Source organism: Fulvivirga lutea, assembly GCF_017068455.1.
GTDB classification, from domain to species: Bacteria; Bacteroidota; Bacteroidia; order Cytophagales; family Cyclobacteriaceae; genus Fulvivirga; species Fulvivirga lutea.
On the sequence record NZ_CP070608.1, the window covers coordinates 742,491 to 759,031 of the forward strand.

At 38.0% G+C, this 16,541-nt stretch carries 17 protein-coding genes; 7 read left to right on the forward strand and 10 right to left on the reverse strand.

Going from position 1 to position 16,541, the window contains the following annotated elements:
• Positions 1-42 precede the first annotated feature (42 nt).
• The gene (locus tag JR347_RS03525) at positions 43-1,785 is read left to right on the forward strand and encodes a tetratricopeptide repeat protein (protein WP_205722672.1); all 1,743 of its coding nucleotides are present in this window, start codon (positions 43-45) and stop codon (positions 1,783-1,785) included.
• Here JR347_RS03525 and JR347_RS03530 read toward each other — a convergent pair whose 3' ends face one another.
• Complete coding sequence (locus JR347_RS03530; protein ID WP_205722673.1) at positions 1,786-3,126, reverse strand: M28 family metallopeptidase; 1,341 nt, start codon at positions 3,124-3,126, stop codon at positions 1,786-1,788.
• A gap of 92 nt (positions 3,127-3,218) precedes the next feature.
• Here JR347_RS03530 and JR347_RS03535 point away from each other — a divergent pair, with 92 nt between their 5' ends.
• Positions 3,219-4,178 (forward strand): threonine ammonia-lyase, encoded by a 960-nt coding sequence (locus tag JR347_RS03535; RefSeq protein ID WP_205722674.1) that lies wholly within the window; start codon positions 3,219-3,221, stop codon positions 4,176-4,178.
• 122 nt (positions 4,179-4,300) lie between these two features.
• On the opposite strand, the gene JR347_RS03540 is transcribed toward JR347_RS03535, so the two are convergent.
• The 6 genes from JR347_RS03540 to JR347_RS03565 form a co-directional block, all read right to left on the reverse strand.
• Complete coding sequence (locus tag JR347_RS03540) at positions 4,301-5,278, reverse strand: HipA domain-containing protein (protein ID WP_205722675.1); 978 nt, start codon at positions 5,276-5,278, stop codon at positions 4,301-4,303.
• On the reverse strand, positions 5,275-5,604 hold the full coding sequence (locus tag JR347_RS03545; RefSeq protein ID WP_205722676.1) for a HipA N-terminal domain-containing protein: 330 nt from the start codon (positions 5,602-5,604) through the stop codon (positions 5,275-5,277). Before JR347_RS03545 ends, JR347_RS03540 begins: the two co-directional genes overlap by 4 nt.
• Entirely contained in the window at positions 5,601-5,864 is a 264-nt protein-coding gene (locus JR347_RS03550; RefSeq protein ID WP_235689747.1) for a helix-turn-helix transcriptional regulator, read from the reverse strand. Before JR347_RS03550 ends, JR347_RS03545 begins: the two co-directional genes overlap by 4 nt.
• Before the next feature lie 80 nt (positions 5,865-5,944).
• Positions 5,945-8,095: a M1 family metallopeptidase gene (locus JR347_RS03555; protein WP_235689748.1), complete on the reverse strand. Its 2,151-nt coding sequence runs from the start codon at positions 8,093-8,095 to the stop codon at positions 5,945-5,947.
• Positions 8,085-10,322: a M1 family metallopeptidase gene (locus tag JR347_RS03560; RefSeq protein WP_235689749.1), complete on the reverse strand. Its 2,238-nt coding sequence runs from the start codon at positions 10,320-10,322 to the stop codon at positions 8,085-8,087. The genes JR347_RS03555 and JR347_RS03560 overlap by 11 nt, the downstream gene beginning before the upstream one ends.
• Positions 10,319-10,900: a HupE/UreJ family protein gene (locus tag JR347_RS03565; protein ID WP_205722677.1), complete on the reverse strand. Its 582-nt coding sequence runs from the start codon at positions 10,898-10,900 to the stop codon at positions 10,319-10,321. The genes JR347_RS03560 and JR347_RS03565 overlap by 4 nt, the downstream gene beginning before the upstream one ends.
• A 64-nt stretch (positions 10,901-10,964) precedes the next feature.
• Here JR347_RS03565 and JR347_RS03570 point away from each other — a divergent pair, with 64 nt between their 5' ends.
• A complete protein-coding gene (locus JR347_RS03570; protein WP_205722678.1) occupies positions 10,965-11,456 on the forward strand; it encodes a DUF6702 family protein in 492 nt (163 codons plus the stop codon).
• Here the strand turns inward: JR347_RS03570 and JR347_RS03575 are convergent.
• Positions 11,450-12,004, reverse strand: a complete 555-nt coding sequence (locus JR347_RS03575; protein WP_205722679.1) for a 2'-5' RNA ligase family protein — start codon at positions 12,002-12,004, stop codon at positions 11,450-11,452. The genes JR347_RS03570 and JR347_RS03575 overlap by 7 nt on opposite strands.
• A 101-nt stretch (positions 12,005-12,105) precedes the next feature.
• On the opposite strand from JR347_RS03575, the gene JR347_RS03580 reads away from it, so the two are divergent.
• Complete coding sequence (locus JR347_RS03580; RefSeq protein ID WP_205722680.1) at positions 12,106-12,546, forward strand: hypothetical protein; 441 nt, start codon at positions 12,106-12,108, stop codon at positions 12,544-12,546.
• 94 nt (positions 12,547-12,640) lie between these two features.
• Here the strand turns inward: JR347_RS03580 and JR347_RS03585 are convergent, their stop codons facing one another.
• Positions 12,641-13,765, reverse strand: a complete 1,125-nt coding sequence (locus JR347_RS03585) for a trans-sulfuration enzyme family protein (protein ID WP_205722681.1) — start codon at positions 13,763-13,765, stop codon at positions 12,641-12,643.
• A gap of 1 nt (position 13,766) precedes the next feature.
• Positions 13,767-14,699, reverse strand: a complete 933-nt coding sequence (locus JR347_RS03590) for a hydrogen peroxide-inducible genes activator (protein WP_205722682.1) — start codon at positions 14,697-14,699, stop codon at positions 13,767-13,769.
• Between the two features lie 172 nt (positions 14,700-14,871).
• On the opposite strand from JR347_RS03590, the gene JR347_RS03595 reads away from it, so the two are divergent.
• The 3 genes from JR347_RS03595 to JR347_RS03605 all read left to right on the forward strand — a co-directional run bounded on the left by JR347_RS03595 (position 14,872) and on the right by JR347_RS03605 (position 16,523).
• Positions 14,872-15,528, forward strand: coding sequence for a response regulator transcription factor (locus JR347_RS03595; protein ID WP_205722683.1), 657 nt, complete (start codon positions 14,872-14,874; stop codon positions 15,526-15,528).
• 182 nt (positions 15,529-15,710) lie between these two features.
• Complete coding sequence (locus JR347_RS03600) at positions 15,711-16,157, forward strand: response regulator (RefSeq protein ID WP_205722684.1); 447 nt, start codon at positions 15,711-15,713, stop codon at positions 16,155-16,157.
• 171 nt (positions 16,158-16,328) lie between these two features.
• Positions 16,329-16,523 carry a hypothetical protein gene (locus JR347_RS03605; protein ID WP_205722685.1) on the forward strand — a complete coding sequence of 65 codons (195 nt, stop codon included), beginning with the start codon at positions 16,329-16,331 and terminating at the stop codon, positions 16,521-16,523.
• Positions 16,524-16,541: the final 18 nt, after the last annotated feature.

Genomic DNA, 16,541 nt, shown 5'->3' on the forward strand with positions numbered 1-16,541 from the left:
TTATTGAACTGTTATTGGTTTAAGATTAAAGTTAACAGCTTGTTGAAACAGCCTTTCTATATACTGCTTGTATGCTTTAGTATCAACGTTCTTGCTCAGGACAATACAATTGATAGTCTTGAAAGTATAATTGACAGCAAAGCGGAGGCAAGTGTTAAGTCATCTGTTTATACAGAATTGGCCATAGAACTCATCCCGGTAGATACTATTAAATCGTATAACTATGCGTTAAAGGCGGTTAACCAATGCGATACGAAGTCTTGCCAATTAACTGCTATCACTAGAATATGTGCTAAGTATCGCAATTCCGGTAGAGATTATTTAAGCCATAAGTTACTTTCCAAAACCAACATGAAGTATGTTGAAGAGCCTGATAGTCTGGTGGCACAGTGGTATTATGTTAAGGGGGTAAATTTGTACCGACTTGGGAAAAAAGACAGTGCCGCCCTCATACTAAACATGTGCCTGAACATTTCGGAACAGATTAACTTTGAGGATAAAATGGCTGAAGCTTATAACGTCCTGGGTCATTTGGAAGTAGATAAAGCCAACTACTCTAAAGCCTTAGATCACTATCAAATGGCTCTGGAAATAGATAAGCAGTTGAATGACTTAATGGGGATGTCAGACCGATATAATAACATTGGTAGAATTTATCAGTTCAAGAATGAGCAAAGAAGGTCGAGGAAATACACAGGTTTAGCCATTGAGTTGAATAAGGAATTAGGAAGAAGAGCAGATGTTGCTACAGGCTATAATAACATAGGCTATTCGTATAAACTTGAAGAAAAATATGATTCTGCACTTATTTTTCTCAGAAAGGCTGAAAGAATACAGAAAGATGAACTACCATGCTCTTATATCTATCCGATTTATAATATTGGTAGTGTTTTCACGCAGATCGGTAAATTGGATTCTGCTGAAATTTATTTAAATAGGGCGCTCAAAGGAGCTGTTAATTGTAATGATAAATATATTCAAGCGCTCTCCTATCAGGATATGGGTAATTTGGAATGGGCTTTGAACCATACCCAAACAGCTATTAACCATTATTTAATGGCATTGCAGTTGGCCGAGGAAGTTGGCCTTAACAACGAAATAAGAAAAATATCAAAGTCACTGGCAGATGCTTATACACAACTGAAAGACTATGCAACCGCAAATAGCTATTTGTTAAAATATCAGGAACTGAGCGATTCAATATTTGATACACGTAGATTACAGGAGCTGGCTCGTGTAGAGGCTGAATATGAGTACAGAGCATTACAAAAACAAGCGGAATTAGAAAGGAAAGTTGAAAGTCTTAACCAACAGAATGAATTAGATAGGTCGAGACTGCTTCTCTTTTCAGCAATTATTGGTGTAATATCTCTGATTATTATTTTGGGAATACTGTTTTATAACTACCGCAAACAGCAAAAATCTCTGGAGCTCTTGAAAAAGCTGCATTCAGAAATACAAAGGCAAGCCCAAGAGTTAGATGAAAAAACTAGAAGACTGGAAGCGGCCAATGAAGAGATCAGCCAAATAAATGAATCATTGGAAGAGAAGGTAGCACGCAGGACACAAAAAATAGAGAATCAAAAGCATAAGATTGTCGATTACATTACTTACAACTCTCACCAAGTGCGCGGGCCTTTGGCTAGAATTCTTGGGCTGGTTGATCTTTTTAATAAGGACAACGAAAATGTGAGCTCGATTATCGAAAATCTTAAAATTGAAGCAGCAGCATTAGATCAAATGGTGCGAGAAATGAATAGAAAGCTGGAGGAGGAGAAGAAATAGCTATTCCCTTTTGTACACCCCTTGAGGAAATACCACTACACTTTCATGACCATTCTTGCCAACGGCAGCTACCCCAAAAAGGTAATTGTCAATGACTATACTTTCCAAAAGATACTCTGAAACATTACCAACAAACTTTGAGTACTGCCATTGTGGTGCGGTAGTCTCACGCCAATAAATTTTATAACCTGCTATGCCATCATCATTCAACTTTTTCCATCTCAAAGACGTACTTGGCTCAACAGCACCGGCTATTTCTACATTTTCTGGCTGTGGTGGTGCCCAGGCTAATGATGCCAGATTAATGGCGTTTACGGCAGTGAGCTTTTTTGCATAGTCAAAATTCACACCTTCAATAACATCGCCATACTTAATTCCATCCTCTGTTCTTAAATCCTGATGCTGGCGAGTGTAGTTTTCATTGGTTTCCATAATTCTTACTCCGGCAAATCCGGCATCATTAAAAGGTCTGTGATGTCCTCCCCTGCCAAAACGGTCTAATCTATAAATCATGGTTGGATTCATTTCAGGCATATACATTTGCGTGGTTTTGTGAATGTACCTCGCGAGCTGTCTTGATATTCCATCTACTTCTCCCCCATAGAACCTACGTCTTTTTCGCTGCTCTTCAGTTTCTGTTACAGGAGTTGGCTCTGAAAATATTCTAAAACTTCTATTGTCTATCACACCATTCACACCCTCGATATTGCTGATCATATCATTATTGAGCACCCCAATGATTTCCCAACCTTTTTCTTTTGCCACTTCTGCCATGTATTTCCCACCAAGCAGCCCTTGCTCTTCTCCTGATAAGCCTACATAGATGATGCTTGATTCAAATTTGTACTTTGATAGCACTCTGGCAGCTTCAATCGTACCAGCCATACCACTGGCATTATCGTTAGCACCCGGAGAATCTGATGTGCCGTCCAACGGATCACTTACTCTGCTATCTATATCACCAGACATGATAATATACCTGTTCGGATATTTGGTGCCCCGCTGCACGGTCATTACACTAACAATTTCTGTGTCTTTTGGAATTCTTGTATCAGGATCACCCTTTACAATATTTCTCAAATAGCTTACTTCAAGGCACTTATTACAATCCTTAGAAATTTTAGCAAACTCACTTTTTATCCACCTCCTGGCTGCACCTATTCCCCGAATATCAGAAACGGTATCTGATAAGGAGTGGCGAGTACCAAAAGACACTAATTTTCGTATGTCGTGCTCGATTCGTTCAACAGAAACAGCTTCTATGATATCATAGATCCGGGAGTCGGTTTGCTGAGCAAAAAGTGAAGAACTTAGAAACAGGAGAACAAGTATTTTTTTCATCGGTTTTACTTTTGTGAAGTTTTAACACCAACAGCTATTAAAAGTTGCCATTCTAACCTTACTTTTAAATGTAATAAGATAAGATTAGAAACATGGATTTTAATACATCAACCCTTAAGGACTTCGAGGAAGCTCACGATAGAATAAGAAATCACATTCATCGAACACCAATACTTACGAATGCCACCATAAATGAGATGGCGGGTTGCTCCATATCTTTTAAATGCGAAAACTTTCAAAAAGTAGGTGCTTTTAAAGCTCGGGGTGGAATGAACGCAATTCTTGGTTTGAGTGATGCTGACAAACAAAAAGGAGTAGCTACTCATAGTTCAGGGAACCATGCACAAGCAGTGGCTTTAGCGGCAAAAGTAGCAGGAATAAAAGCATGGATTGTAATGCCTTCCAACGCTCCAAAAGTTAAAAAGGATGCGGTAAAAGGGTATGGAGCAGAAGTGATAGAATGCGAACCCACCATTGACGCGAGAGAGGACACGCTGAACGCTGTGATTCAGGAAAATGGTGCCTTATTAATCCATCCGTATAACGATGAGAGAATTATTATTGGACAAGGTACTGCCACGAAGGAGCTCATAGAAGACGCAGAAAAAGATTTTGATTACATTCTCACACCTATTGGCGGAGGTGGTTTAATTAGTGGTGCGGCCTTGGTGAGTCATTACCTAAGTCCGAATACTAAGGTGATAGGTGGCGAACCTGAGGCAGCAGATGATGCATACCGATCTTTTAAATCGGGCCAATTGGTTAAAAATGATGGCCCGCCAAAAACCATTGCAGACGGCCTTCTAACCAACTTAGGAGATAAAAACTTCGAAGTGATTAAAAAGTATGTTCACGATATTTACCTGGTTAATGATGCAGAAATTATGGTTGCATTAAGATTAGTTTGGGAAAGGATGAAAATAATCATTGAGCCTTCATGTGCCGTTCCGCTTGCAGTAGTATTAAAAAACAAATCTGTTTTCGAAAACAAGAATGTTGGAATTGTGCTGAGCGGAGGCAATGTAGACCTTGGAAAGATTAAGTTCGATTAACGCGGATAAACATTATTCTCTCTAAAAGAATAGCCCGTTTGTGCTAAGACAATTTGGGGAATAGACAAGTCACACGAGTTGGCAATCAGAATGATAATATCTAAGACGACAAGAAATAGTGCTTATGATCGCATCATTCCTAACCTTGCCACTTTATCCTCATAACAAGTAGTGTAAGTGGTTTTTAACTGATCCTTCAAAAATGATCGGCCGATAAGAAAATATACTAACTCATGAGGTTCGGTGAACTCAGCAATGATTTTTTTAATGCGAGACTTTTGGATGCCTATCAGTTGACCGAACTCATAAAAGTCTTGGTAGGTGTAAAAGCCGTAGGATTCATAGGCTTTTGAAAAGCCATCCTTAAACAATGTAAGCGCCATGTCGGATTCACTTGGAGAATGGATTCGGGTACAAAGCAGATCGTAGGCAGGTGTGAGTACATAATCACCTTGCGCTGATTGTATAGCAGAAAAGTTCTTCAAATGCGCATCTCCATTAGAGAACACATAGTTGAATAGAATCAGCCGAAAGAATTTTTCATTTTCAATTCGCTGTGTGGGAATATATTTTTTTATCAGTTCCGCGATTTCTTCATAGGATAAGTCGTACTTATAGTTCTCTCCATGTGTTTCAGAGGTCATTTGAGCTATTTGAGCAAAATCTTCCTGTTGTATTTTTCCACTCTCAGTTTGATCGAACCTTCGTACCAGATAGGCCGGACTTCCGTCTTTGAAGAAGATTAATGCGTTTGGAGGTACTGAAAGTTTGAATACTTGTTTAGCGATTTGCATGGTCAAGTGCTCATTAGCAGGAGCCTGATCCAAATATTTAAATGTTCCAGTAGGTATGGGCTTGAGAATATACTGGCCTCCTCTCTCTGTAAGCTTCAAGTCATTATTTTCAAGTCTAAGCGAATACTTCACTTGTACACCGGATATCGATATTTTTTTGGTATGATCAAGAAATGCATCGGAATCTTCGTCATAAGGAGAATTAAAGGATAGTTCTGTGCTTACTTTCTTCCCTTCAAATAGCTCCTTCCGGCATTTTGGACAGTATCCTTTTTCACTTTCCTTTAAGCAGCCCTGACAAATCATTTTGTTATTTCATTTATTGTGATAGACCCAATAGTATCAGTTTTGGCCGTTTTTAATAACAGGCTGAAGTGGTCTTTTTCGTCAATTTTTAGCAACCTGCATTGTGTTTGCCTATTCACTCCTTCTGAAAGCAGTCCATAGAAGAAAGGAAATAGTACGGATGACTGATAAGTCTGTTCTGTTTTAGGCATTGTCAGACTTATGGCTGATGTTTCAGGATTGTTTAGATAATGCTGATCATATGTGAAGGTATACTCTCCTTGTTCGGTCTTTTCAAGCAAGCCTGCCAGTAAGTTGTTGTTATATACCTCCGCTCTTTTGTTCATTTGATTACGTCAATCGAAAGCTCCAATCCTAGTACTTCACACAGCTTCATTAGGCTAGCTAACTCGGGGTTAGCTGATCCCTTTTCAATATCTCGTAAGGTCCGCTCTGAAATCCCGGAGATTTCCGCTAGATCTTCTTGTGTGATCTTTAGAAATTTTCTTCGTTCTTTAACTGTTTCTCCTATTTTCTTAATATCCATACCCAGCAATATTTTGCCGATTTTAACAAAGTAAGCGATAATAATTAAGGAATCAAACATATTCGGCAACACTTTGCCGAATTAACTATCTATTAGGCATGGGCTAATTGATTTACTAAAAAACGGCAATATTATGCTGGTTAACGCGGATAAACATTATTCTCTTTAAAAGAATCACCTGTCTGTTGCTTGGGGTCCAGTTGCAGTTTTTTAATCTCCTTATCCAGAATAAAAGCTTTTCGCACTGCATACTCATTGAATCGCCAAATTTCTGCAGGGATGGTAATTAGCTCTTTTTCATTATCAGTATAGGTGATTTCTAAAACTATCGGAGAAACCAAACCACCAACATTAATAAAAGTAATTTCATACAGATGTTTTTGAGCCAAAGTATTTCTGATCGCTTTGTCGTCTACCCTATTTTCAAATTCTTTATAGGCAGATTTAGGGGTGTCTTTTATCACCCATTGCTGCGGTAATTGTGGGAGCTGATGCTTATTCAAATTACTGGACTTTGCGAACTCTGAACTCTCTAAACGATACCACTCCACATCTTCTATACTGATGTCCACTGCATCACTGCTGTAAAACCAGCCTCTCCAAAACCAATCCAGGTCCACTGCCGAAGCATCTTCCATGGTCCTAAAAAAATCAGCGGGCTTTGGTCGCTTAAACTTCCATCGGTTGGCGTATTCTTTAATTGCAAAATCGAAAAGGTCAGGGTCCATGACCACATTTCGTAATACCTCCAATGCCGCACTTGGTTGACCATAACTCGACACACTTGATAGGGTTAAGTTTTCTGGGTTAGTCATGGGCGGCCTTTCTCTAAATTCATTCACGGCCATGTAAAAAGACATAGATTTGGCATCACCCCAATGCGGGTCTTTAGGATAATATTTTTGCTTGGTTAACAATTCGAAGAATGTAGTAATACCTTCATCCATCCACTCATAAAGTTTTTCATCCGAATTCACAATCATAGGAAAGTAATTATGTCCTATTTCATGGATCACCACATCTACCAGTGTATTTTTCTCTTCATTAGAATATCTACCTTTTTTAGAAGGCCTACCTCCGTTAAAGGAGATCATTGGGTATTCCATTCCATGATCGGCCGAGCTTACACTTATCGCTACGGGGTATGGATAAGTGAATAGTTTTTCCGAAAACAATTGGAGTGTGTTTTTAATGGCTTTTGTTGAATGATCTTCCCACAACGGGTTAGCTTCTTTGGGATAGTATGACATGGCCATAACCTGATTATCTCCCAAGTCTACCATTTGAGCATCCCAAATAAATTTTCTACTGCTTGCAAAGGCAAAATCACGCACATCTTCTGCTTGAAAATGCCAGGTTTTTGTGGTGGTGGCTTTCGACTTTTCATTTTCGTTAGCCTCCTTTTCTGTCACAATTAGTTGAGCTTTATCATACGATGACAACGCCTTTTGCAGTCGCTCTTGTTGTGTTGTACTTAATACGGCATTACTATTTTGTAGAAGGCCAGTGGCAGCCACAATATGATCTGATGGCACCGTTATTTGTACATCAAAATCACCAAACTCAAGGGCAAACTCACCATTTTCTATAAACTGTTTATTTTGCCACCCCACCGCATCATCATAGGCACACATTCTGGGATACCACTGGGCGATGGTATAGATGTAATTATCATCATCAGGAAAATACTCGTAACCACCACGCCCTCGTATCATCAATCGATCATAAATATTATATTCCCAACTGATGTTAAAGCTGATGGAATCGCCACTTTTTAGTGGGTGATCCAATGGCAGCTTCATCATTGTTCTATTGATAAGATACTTCATTGGGTTGCCACTTGCATCGGTCACAGATTTAATGTTATACCCGCCTTCGTATTCAAAGCCGCCAAGTTCTGTTACCGCTTCAAAGGTTGTCATTCCCCTTTCTAAGGTAGCCTGACGAGTTAGTTGGTTGATGTTATTCTCGGCTCTAACATTTTGATCAAGTTGTAACCAGAGATAGTTGAGGGATGTGGGTGAATTGTTAAAATACGTGATGGTTTCCTCACCAATAATTTTTTGATTTTTATCGTCAAGAGTTACTCTAATAGTATAATCAGCTTTTTGTTGCCAGTATTCCGGACCTGGCGACCCATCGGCTGAACGATAGGAATTGGGAGTGGGTAGCAGGTCATCCATTTGCTCAAATTTGCCTTGCCATTGGGCATGTGCATACATGCATGGAAGCATGAGTAGTATCGTAGTCCAGCTGAGGGTTGTTTTTATGGCAGATATATTATTGCTCACTTTGCTTCTCCAAAAACTTATCAAACTCACTTTCTGCTTTTTTTCTAGGGTACAGATTGTTGGTCATATCTGTATCTGCTGTTTCGAAATAGGGATCCAGAACTACATTCACCACTTTTTTATCAAAGACGAATACCTTCTTCACAGTGTTTTCATCTAATCGCCATATTTCAGCAGGAATAGTTTGTTGCTCTTTTGTATCGTCATCAAAAATAAATTCAATAACGATGGGCGATATCAGTCCACCTTGGTTGGTGAATGTAATTTCATAGAAGTTTTTGCTTTCTAAATTCTCAATTATGGCGGCATCGTCTATTCTGCTTTGAAACTCATTGTAATGAAAACGAGGTGTAGGCTTGATATTAAATGGCAGAGGCTCGTCATTTATTGCTAATAATTTATTGTTTTCTGAGCGTTGTAAATCGCCTTTTTTTGACTTCTTCGTTTTGTTCTCAACATCAACTGTTGATGAAGGTGTTCGGTACCACTTCACATCATCTATCGAAATATCTACATGTTCGGTACTGAAAAACCAGCCCCTCCAAAACCAATCTAAATCTACCGCTGAGGCATCTTCCATCGTTCTGAAAAAATCTGCTGGTTTTGGATGTTTAAACGCCCACCTTTTAGCGTATTCTTTAAAGGCTTCATCAAAAAGCTCTGGCCCCATAACGGTTTCTCTTAGCACGTTTAGTGCTGCTGAAGGTAGATAGTAGGCATTATATCCACGACTCACCATTTGCTCGGGGTTGGTCATAATTGGGCGCAACAAATTGGGATCTCTCTTCATGTAATCCACAATCTCGATTGCGGTACCACCCATATTAGGGAAATAGTCATAGTTTTCTAATCGGGTTCGGTTTTGAAGAAAGGTGTTAATCCCTTCGTCCATCCATGCCCATTGTCTTTCATCCGAATTCACGATCATGGGAAAATAGTTGTGCCCAATTTCATGGATGATAACATTAATGGTTTTGAATTTTACCCAGTCGGAATAACTGCCATCAGGCTGAGTACGCCCATAGTTGAAGCAAATCATTGGATACTCCATGCCAATATCAGCACTATTTACTGAGTTAGCAACTGGATAAGGATAGTCGAAGGTATATTTTGAATAGGTTTCTAAAGTGGTTCTTATCGTTGCTGTGGATACCTTGCTCCAAAGGGTATACGATTCTTTTGGATAAAAAGACATCGCTAATGGGGTATTGGAGTCCAACTTTACTGCTTGTGCATCCCAAATGAACTTTCTTGATGAGGCAAAGGCAAAATCGCGAACATTTTTAGCGGAGAAGGTCCAGGTAACTTGCCTGTTGGACTTACTTTTTTCGTTTTTAACTGCCTCATCTTTAGTGACTATAAAAACGGGCTTATCAAAGCTTTTCTTGGAGGCCACATAACGCTCTAATTGCTCGGCACTCAATACTTTTTCCGGGTTTTGGAGTTCACCGGTGGCAGCAATAATGTGATCGGACGGTACCGTTATATTCACATTAAAATCCCCAAAAGTTAGTGCAAACTCACCGGCACCCAAGTATTGCTTGTTTTGCCACCCATTTACATCATCATATACTGCCATTCTAGGGTAGAACTGTGCAACGGCATAAATGTAGTTATCATCTTCAGGAAAATACTCATAACCATTTCTACCGGCCAGCTTCATTCTATCAGCCATGTGATAGTTCCACTTTATTTTAACTTTAACAGACTCACCAGATGTCAATGGCGTTGGGAGGTCAATTCGCATCATCGTTTGATTGATAACGTATTTTAATGCAGAGTTGTCTTCGTCTAAAACGTGTTCGATATTTAAACCCCCTTTGAAATTATGCAGATTAAAGTTTTTGGCTGCAGACTTGGTATCTTGACTATTATGCAGCCCATCTAAAGCAACTTTAGGGGTAGCAGAATCTTCATCTAAAATATTCTGGTCTAGCTGCAACCATAAGTAGCTAAGTGCATTTGGTGAATTATTGAAATAAGTAATTGTTTCTTCACCGGTAATGGTTTGATTTATATCGTCCAGAGTTACATGAATATCATAGTTGGCTTTTTGCTGCCAATATTTTGGGCCAGGCGCTCCAGAGCCGAGGCGGTATTCATTTGGTGTAGGTAATTCTTTGCCTAATTGCTCAAACTTACCCTGCCAATTGGAACTTTGACCAACGGTGCAAAAGTATGTAGTAACAAGAAAGCAGGTTAATATAGTTTTGTTAAAATGAATCACCAATAAATAGCTTCAACAGTTAGTAAAAGGGAAATTCCAGCTATGGCAGAAGAGAGCACCAGCCTCCAATCACGTCTATTTACAGAGAAAATTTCAGTAAAAATAAAGCTTCCTCCTAATACACATAAAACAATTAAAAGCTGACCAAGCTCCAAGCCAAGATTGAAACCAAATAGCTGAACCACAATGTTATTGCCTGATCCTAATAACTGTTTTAAATAGTTTGAAAAACCCATTCCATGTATTAATCCGAAAAATAAGGTAAGAGCATAACTGCTCCATTTCACCTGCTGATTTAACACATCTTTTTTGAACAAGTTCAATAGTGCCGTTATTAGAATAGTTAAGGGAATCAGAAACTCTATTATTTCAGTAGGGAATGATATAATTTCAAATGAAGCTAACGCAAGGCTTACTGAGTGGCCAAGGGTAAAGGCGGTCACCAGAAAAACTACTTTCTTCCATTCTATAAAACTAAATAACCCTGAAATGGCAATAATAAACAGGACATGATCGATCCCGTTCCAATCTAATATGTGTTCTCGCCCAAGGGTCATATACAATAAAAACTCCTCCATATTAAATTTTATTAACTTGCGATTATAGGAGTTATTTACAAACAGAAGAAGTCTATTTATATAAATGTCCGCTTTTTTACTTTCTGTGGTTATTTATTCGATGAGCTACGCTCATCCGATTCATTTAAGTATTACCAATGCTGAATGGGACAGAGAGAGAAACGCTATAGAATGTGTTACCAAAATATTTCTCGATGACTTGAATAGTCATTTCGTTAATACATTGAATGACCCTTATTTCGATATTACTTTGACAAATCAGAAATATAATGTTGATAGCCTGTTGGCTAATTATTTAAGTCAGTTCGTATCTATTTATATTAACGGTGAGCATATAAAGATGGAATACATAGGCTTTGAACACAATCTGGAAACGATGAATCTGTATTATCAGCTGTTGAATGTTAAGCAAATCATAACAATGGAAATGAAAAATACCATTTTATTGGATTCGTTTACTGATCAAAGTAATATGCTACACTTCACAATAGGTAACGATACTAAAGCCATTCGTATGAATGCTGATAAACCTCAAGGCAAAATTGAACTTCAATAACTATTAAATTTAGCGGTATAAAACTCATCCCAGCTTTTGCCATTATGTTTTAATAAACACAAAGAACTCACCATAAACTGCTCGTTGAATGGTTTATGCTCGAACTCCGGCCAGGCTTTTTGAAATGCGTGTTTTTTTAAATCTCTAAATGCAATGGTCATGTGGGGGTTAAATCCTCTGTTCTTATAATCGGAGTTAAATACATTAAATTGTTTTTTCATTACATCGGCTATAGAGTAAAATAATGAAGTCAACTCATCTTGGCCATCAACATTAATGTAAATAACTCTTTCACTAAAATGACCAAAACCATTTAGGCTTAAAGTAAATGGAGCTGCATTTTTAGCGAGGTCTGAAATACATCGTTTTAAATCAAGCTCTTTCTCTACCTTATTTTTAAATGGCATGTGCAGAGTAATGTGTGGTGGCGACCTTAAACCAGCTTTGCTCCCATATTCCCTTGCCAGTAGGTTTTTTAATTCACTCACTTCCGAGTATATCGGTTCAGGAGGTACTAGGGCAATAAAGTAAAGTTGTTTTTCAGTCAAAATAGGTAGTTCTACGCACTCAAAATAAGTAAAAAATACAGTGCATTAAGAAATAAATGTGATTAACTTATATATTCTAATTCACTCTAAACTATAGTACTATGAAAACACTTTATTATTTCTTGAATGCAACACTTCTCGTTTCATTACTAGCTTTTACTGGCTGTAGTGATGATGACGATGATGGAGGATCTACCCCATTAGAAGGCACGCTATGGACCGAAACAGGTTCAGTTGAAACATGCGAAGACCCCGCTGATAATGACACTGATGTACTTACATGTACAGCCACAGAATGTTACACAATTAGATTGGCAAACGGTACAATAACATTTACAGACATTGAAGGCGGTGTAACTGAAACATCAACAGGAACATATACAATTAATGGCAATATTATTACAGTCACTATTGTAGAAGATGGTGTAACAACGACACTTGCAGTTCCATATGCCATAAGCGGAAATATATTAACAATCACCGTTGATGAGCGCGCATTTGGTGGAAGTTGCACGTCAGTTACAACATACAGAGCCGGTTAATTCATCAAACAACAGGATAAGTTAAAACAAGAGGGCATGGTAATTTTTAGTTAACCAAGATTACTATGCCTTTTTTGTTTATCTCAATATTTAATCAACTCTTAAGGGCCTTTTTAAGATCAGCAATAAGATCGGTACTATCTTCAATACCCACAGAGAGGCGTAGAAGTGAATCCTTTATTCCCGCCTTTTTTCTTTCTTCATCAGTAAGTTTAGAATGTGAGGTTTTTACTGGAGATGAAATAGTAGTTTCTACCCCTCCCAAACTAATGGCGGGCTTAATTAGCTGCAGTTTTTTAACGAACTCGTCAGCATCTCCTTTAACTTCAAAAGACAGCATGCCTCCGAAACCATTCATTTGTTCATTTGCTACTTCATGACCCGGATGATCCTTTAATCCAGGGTAGTATACCCCATTCACTTTACCCGAGTCTTTTAAAAATTCAGCAATTTCTTGAGCGGTGCTATTTTGTTGTCTTACTCTCAAAGCCAGTGTTTTTAAACTTCTATCCAACAAATAACAAGTTTGAGGATCTAGACTGCCCCCTAAATTAACAGCCGTTTTGTAGATCTTATCTCCTAATTCATTACTTGTCACAACTGCTCCACACGTTATATCACTGTGTCCACCAAGGTATTTAGTGCCACTATGCGTAACAACATCTATCCCCCAAAATATTGGTGTTTGATTAATGGGAGATGCAAACGTGTTATCTATAATGGAGATGAGATCACGGCTTTTACACATAGCCACAATTTCTTTGAGATTAACGATCTTCAACAACGGGTTGGAAGGCGTTTCGATATATACGGCCTTAGTATTTTCCTTTAAAAGCTTTCTAAATGAGTCGTCTGTAATATCATCAGTAAAGCTAACTTCAATGCCAAACTTTTTTAATTCTTGGGAAACCGCATAATGAGTTCCACCATAAATATCTCCCTGAAAAATTGCGTGGTCTCCATGTTTTAAAAGTGCCATTAGAGTGGTAGTGATGGCGGCCATTCCGGAGGAGAATACGAGGCCAAACTCACCTTTTTCAAGAATCTTTATCTTGTCGGCTACTTCTTTCTGGTTAATTGTATTGAAATATCGCGGATAATTTAACGGACCAGAATCAAGATAGTCATAGGCGGTTGAGGTATAAATAGGAGTTAAAACCCCACCGTTTTTTTCAATATTAACCTCTTCTCCATGTACGCACTTTGTAAGTATATTCATTTTATTTCCACTTAATTACGTTGCCATTCTTTTTCACGTTAACATAATCTGGTATAGAGTCCAGAATTTCTTTATGCAATGTTTCTACAAGCTTTCTTTTCAGATAACTACGATGCATTACAATGCTTACTTCCCTTACTGGTTTAGGGTCAATAAAAGGTCGTAGAGAATTTTTTTCATTAGATGTTAAATCCAATGTAGCCAATTGAGGTAGCAAAGTCATACCGCCATGTTTATCTACAATCTTTTTTAACGCCTCCAGAGAACCACTTTCGTATTTAAATTGGCTATCACGATCTTTATAAGTATGGCAAAGATTCAATACTTGCTCCCTAAAACAATGACCTTCATTTAAAAGCCAAATATCGTCATCTGAAATATCATCAACGTGTAGCTCCTTTTTATCATATAGGGCACTTCTGTGAGAAACATAGCCATAAAATTCTTCATAAAAAAGTGGCTTTTCCACTAATCCCGGATCGTTATAAGGGGTTACGATAATACCCAAATCAAGAGTTTCGTTCTTCAGTCGCTTAATTACTTCTTCAGTCACTAACTCATACACCTTCAATTTTACATTTGAGTATTTTTTAATAAAGTTATTGATGAACAAAGGCAAGAGGTACGGTCCCAAAGTGGGTATGATACCGATAGTTAATTCACCGGCAACATCTCCTTTTTCATCAGAAACTATTTCAGAAACCCTTTTAGCGTCACTAATGACAGTTCTGGCCTGTGCAATAATTCGTTTGCCAATATCTGTGGGCATCACGGGTTGTTTGCTTCTATCAAAAATTAACACCCCCAGCTGATCTTCTAACTTTTGTATTTGCATACTAAGTGTTGGCTGCGTCACAAAACATGCTTCGGCTGCTTTGCCGAAATGCCTATGATTATCCACCGCAATAATGTATTCAAATTGTATGAGCGTCATACCTCTAATTTATGAAACACCTATAAATAGTTTCTATTAATTAATAATATCCATAATCAAAACACAATGAGGCAATTAGGAGGGCACGGGACTTAGTTGACAACAACTTAGGTTGTTTTAGCCGTTTTTATTGTGTTCAAGAGGCTTAGCGGTGTATATTCGTTAATAATTTATGTCTAAGTGGACCATATATATTGCCGATGATCAAACCTTATTCAGGAAGGGTATGGCAAGGCTTGTTAAATCATTCCGATCGGTTAAAGAAGTTAAGGAGGCATCCAACGGTAAAGAGATGTTGGAACTAGTAAAACAACAACCGCCTGATGCCATACTAATGGACTTGGATATGCCTGTGATGGATGGTGTGGAGGCAACGGAGAAAATCATTGCTAAATATCCAACTGTTAAAATTGTCATCCTTTCTATGCATAATGATTATCAGCATATTCTTTATTTGATGGAGTCAGGTGCCCATGCGTTTCTTCAAAAGAATGCTGAGCCTGAAGAAGTAAAATTAGCTCTGGAATCTGTTATTGCAAAAGACTTCTATCAAAACGAGTTGGTAGTGGAAGCCCTTAGAAAAGGTGTAATGGAGCATGGTAAAAAAATGAGCAGACCGGCATTTGAAGGAAACTCATCACTAACTGACAGAGAAAAAGAAGTGCTACATATGATTTGTAAGGAACTCACTATGAAAGAGATCGGTGATAAACTATCATTAAGTGAGAAAACCATTCAAAACCACCGGGCCCGAATAATGGAAAAAATAGGTGCCCGAAATACCGTAGGCATGGTCAAATATGCTTTTCAAATAGGTCTAATTAAATAATTTATCATTAGGGGTTTTTCTTCAAAATGTTAGGTAAAAACACCTAATCATTTTTTGGCTGATTTCATTTAACCAATTGACAATCAGGCACTAACGCTTTTATTTGAATTACATCCCTTTTCCAATTTACCTCAAGACAATTGCTTAGTTAAATATCTTGCTTTTCCTAACTGAAATTAATTATGGAAAAGCAGCGAGTATTAGTCATTCATCAGAACGAGAAAACAAGACAAGGAATTCATAAAATCCTATCGAACTACAATTTTGAATTACTTTATGCTGCTGATGGTTTGGAAGGTTTGGCTGCATCAAAGTACGATTGCCCAGATTTAATCATAACAGACATTAATTTACCAATTCTCGATGGCGTTTCGTTAAGTCAAATGCTCAGAAATGACTGCTGCACAAAAAATATTCCAATCATTATTCTTAACGACAACTTGAATTATCAATTTGCTTGCCAGGCTCGTAGTTTGAATGCCAAAGCATTTTTGATGCGCCCTTATTTAGATAATTCGTTGGTCTATGCTGTTAATAGGGCGTTGGGCAATAATATTCCTAAAGCCGATAATCGGCTGCCTTACCATCTTGCGATAAAAACTAATAAACCCGTTTTGGCAAGAGGTTAATTGATCCATACAAAATCTTAGTAAAAGTTGTAGTGTTATCCTGTGTTTAAATTAAACCAGGAGCCGATACCTAAGGTAACTTCAAAATCAACAAATCGTTACCCTTACTTAACATTCGAACTTTAATGCGTCAATTTCGTTTTATTAGTGTAACCACTACAACCTAATAATATGGAAACCACTACAAAAAAACAGGCTATTGTTCAGTCGATTAATTCGATGAACGAGGCTGAAATGGAAAAAGTCATTGGTTTTATTCGGGATTTGATTTACTCACCTGATCAAGACCGGGATTATTTGGAATTCAAAAGAAAAGGTCTCAAGGAAATTCAAGACGCGCTCGGTTCTGCCCCAAGGGCAGTTTAGCAGTTTGTTTATCACGTA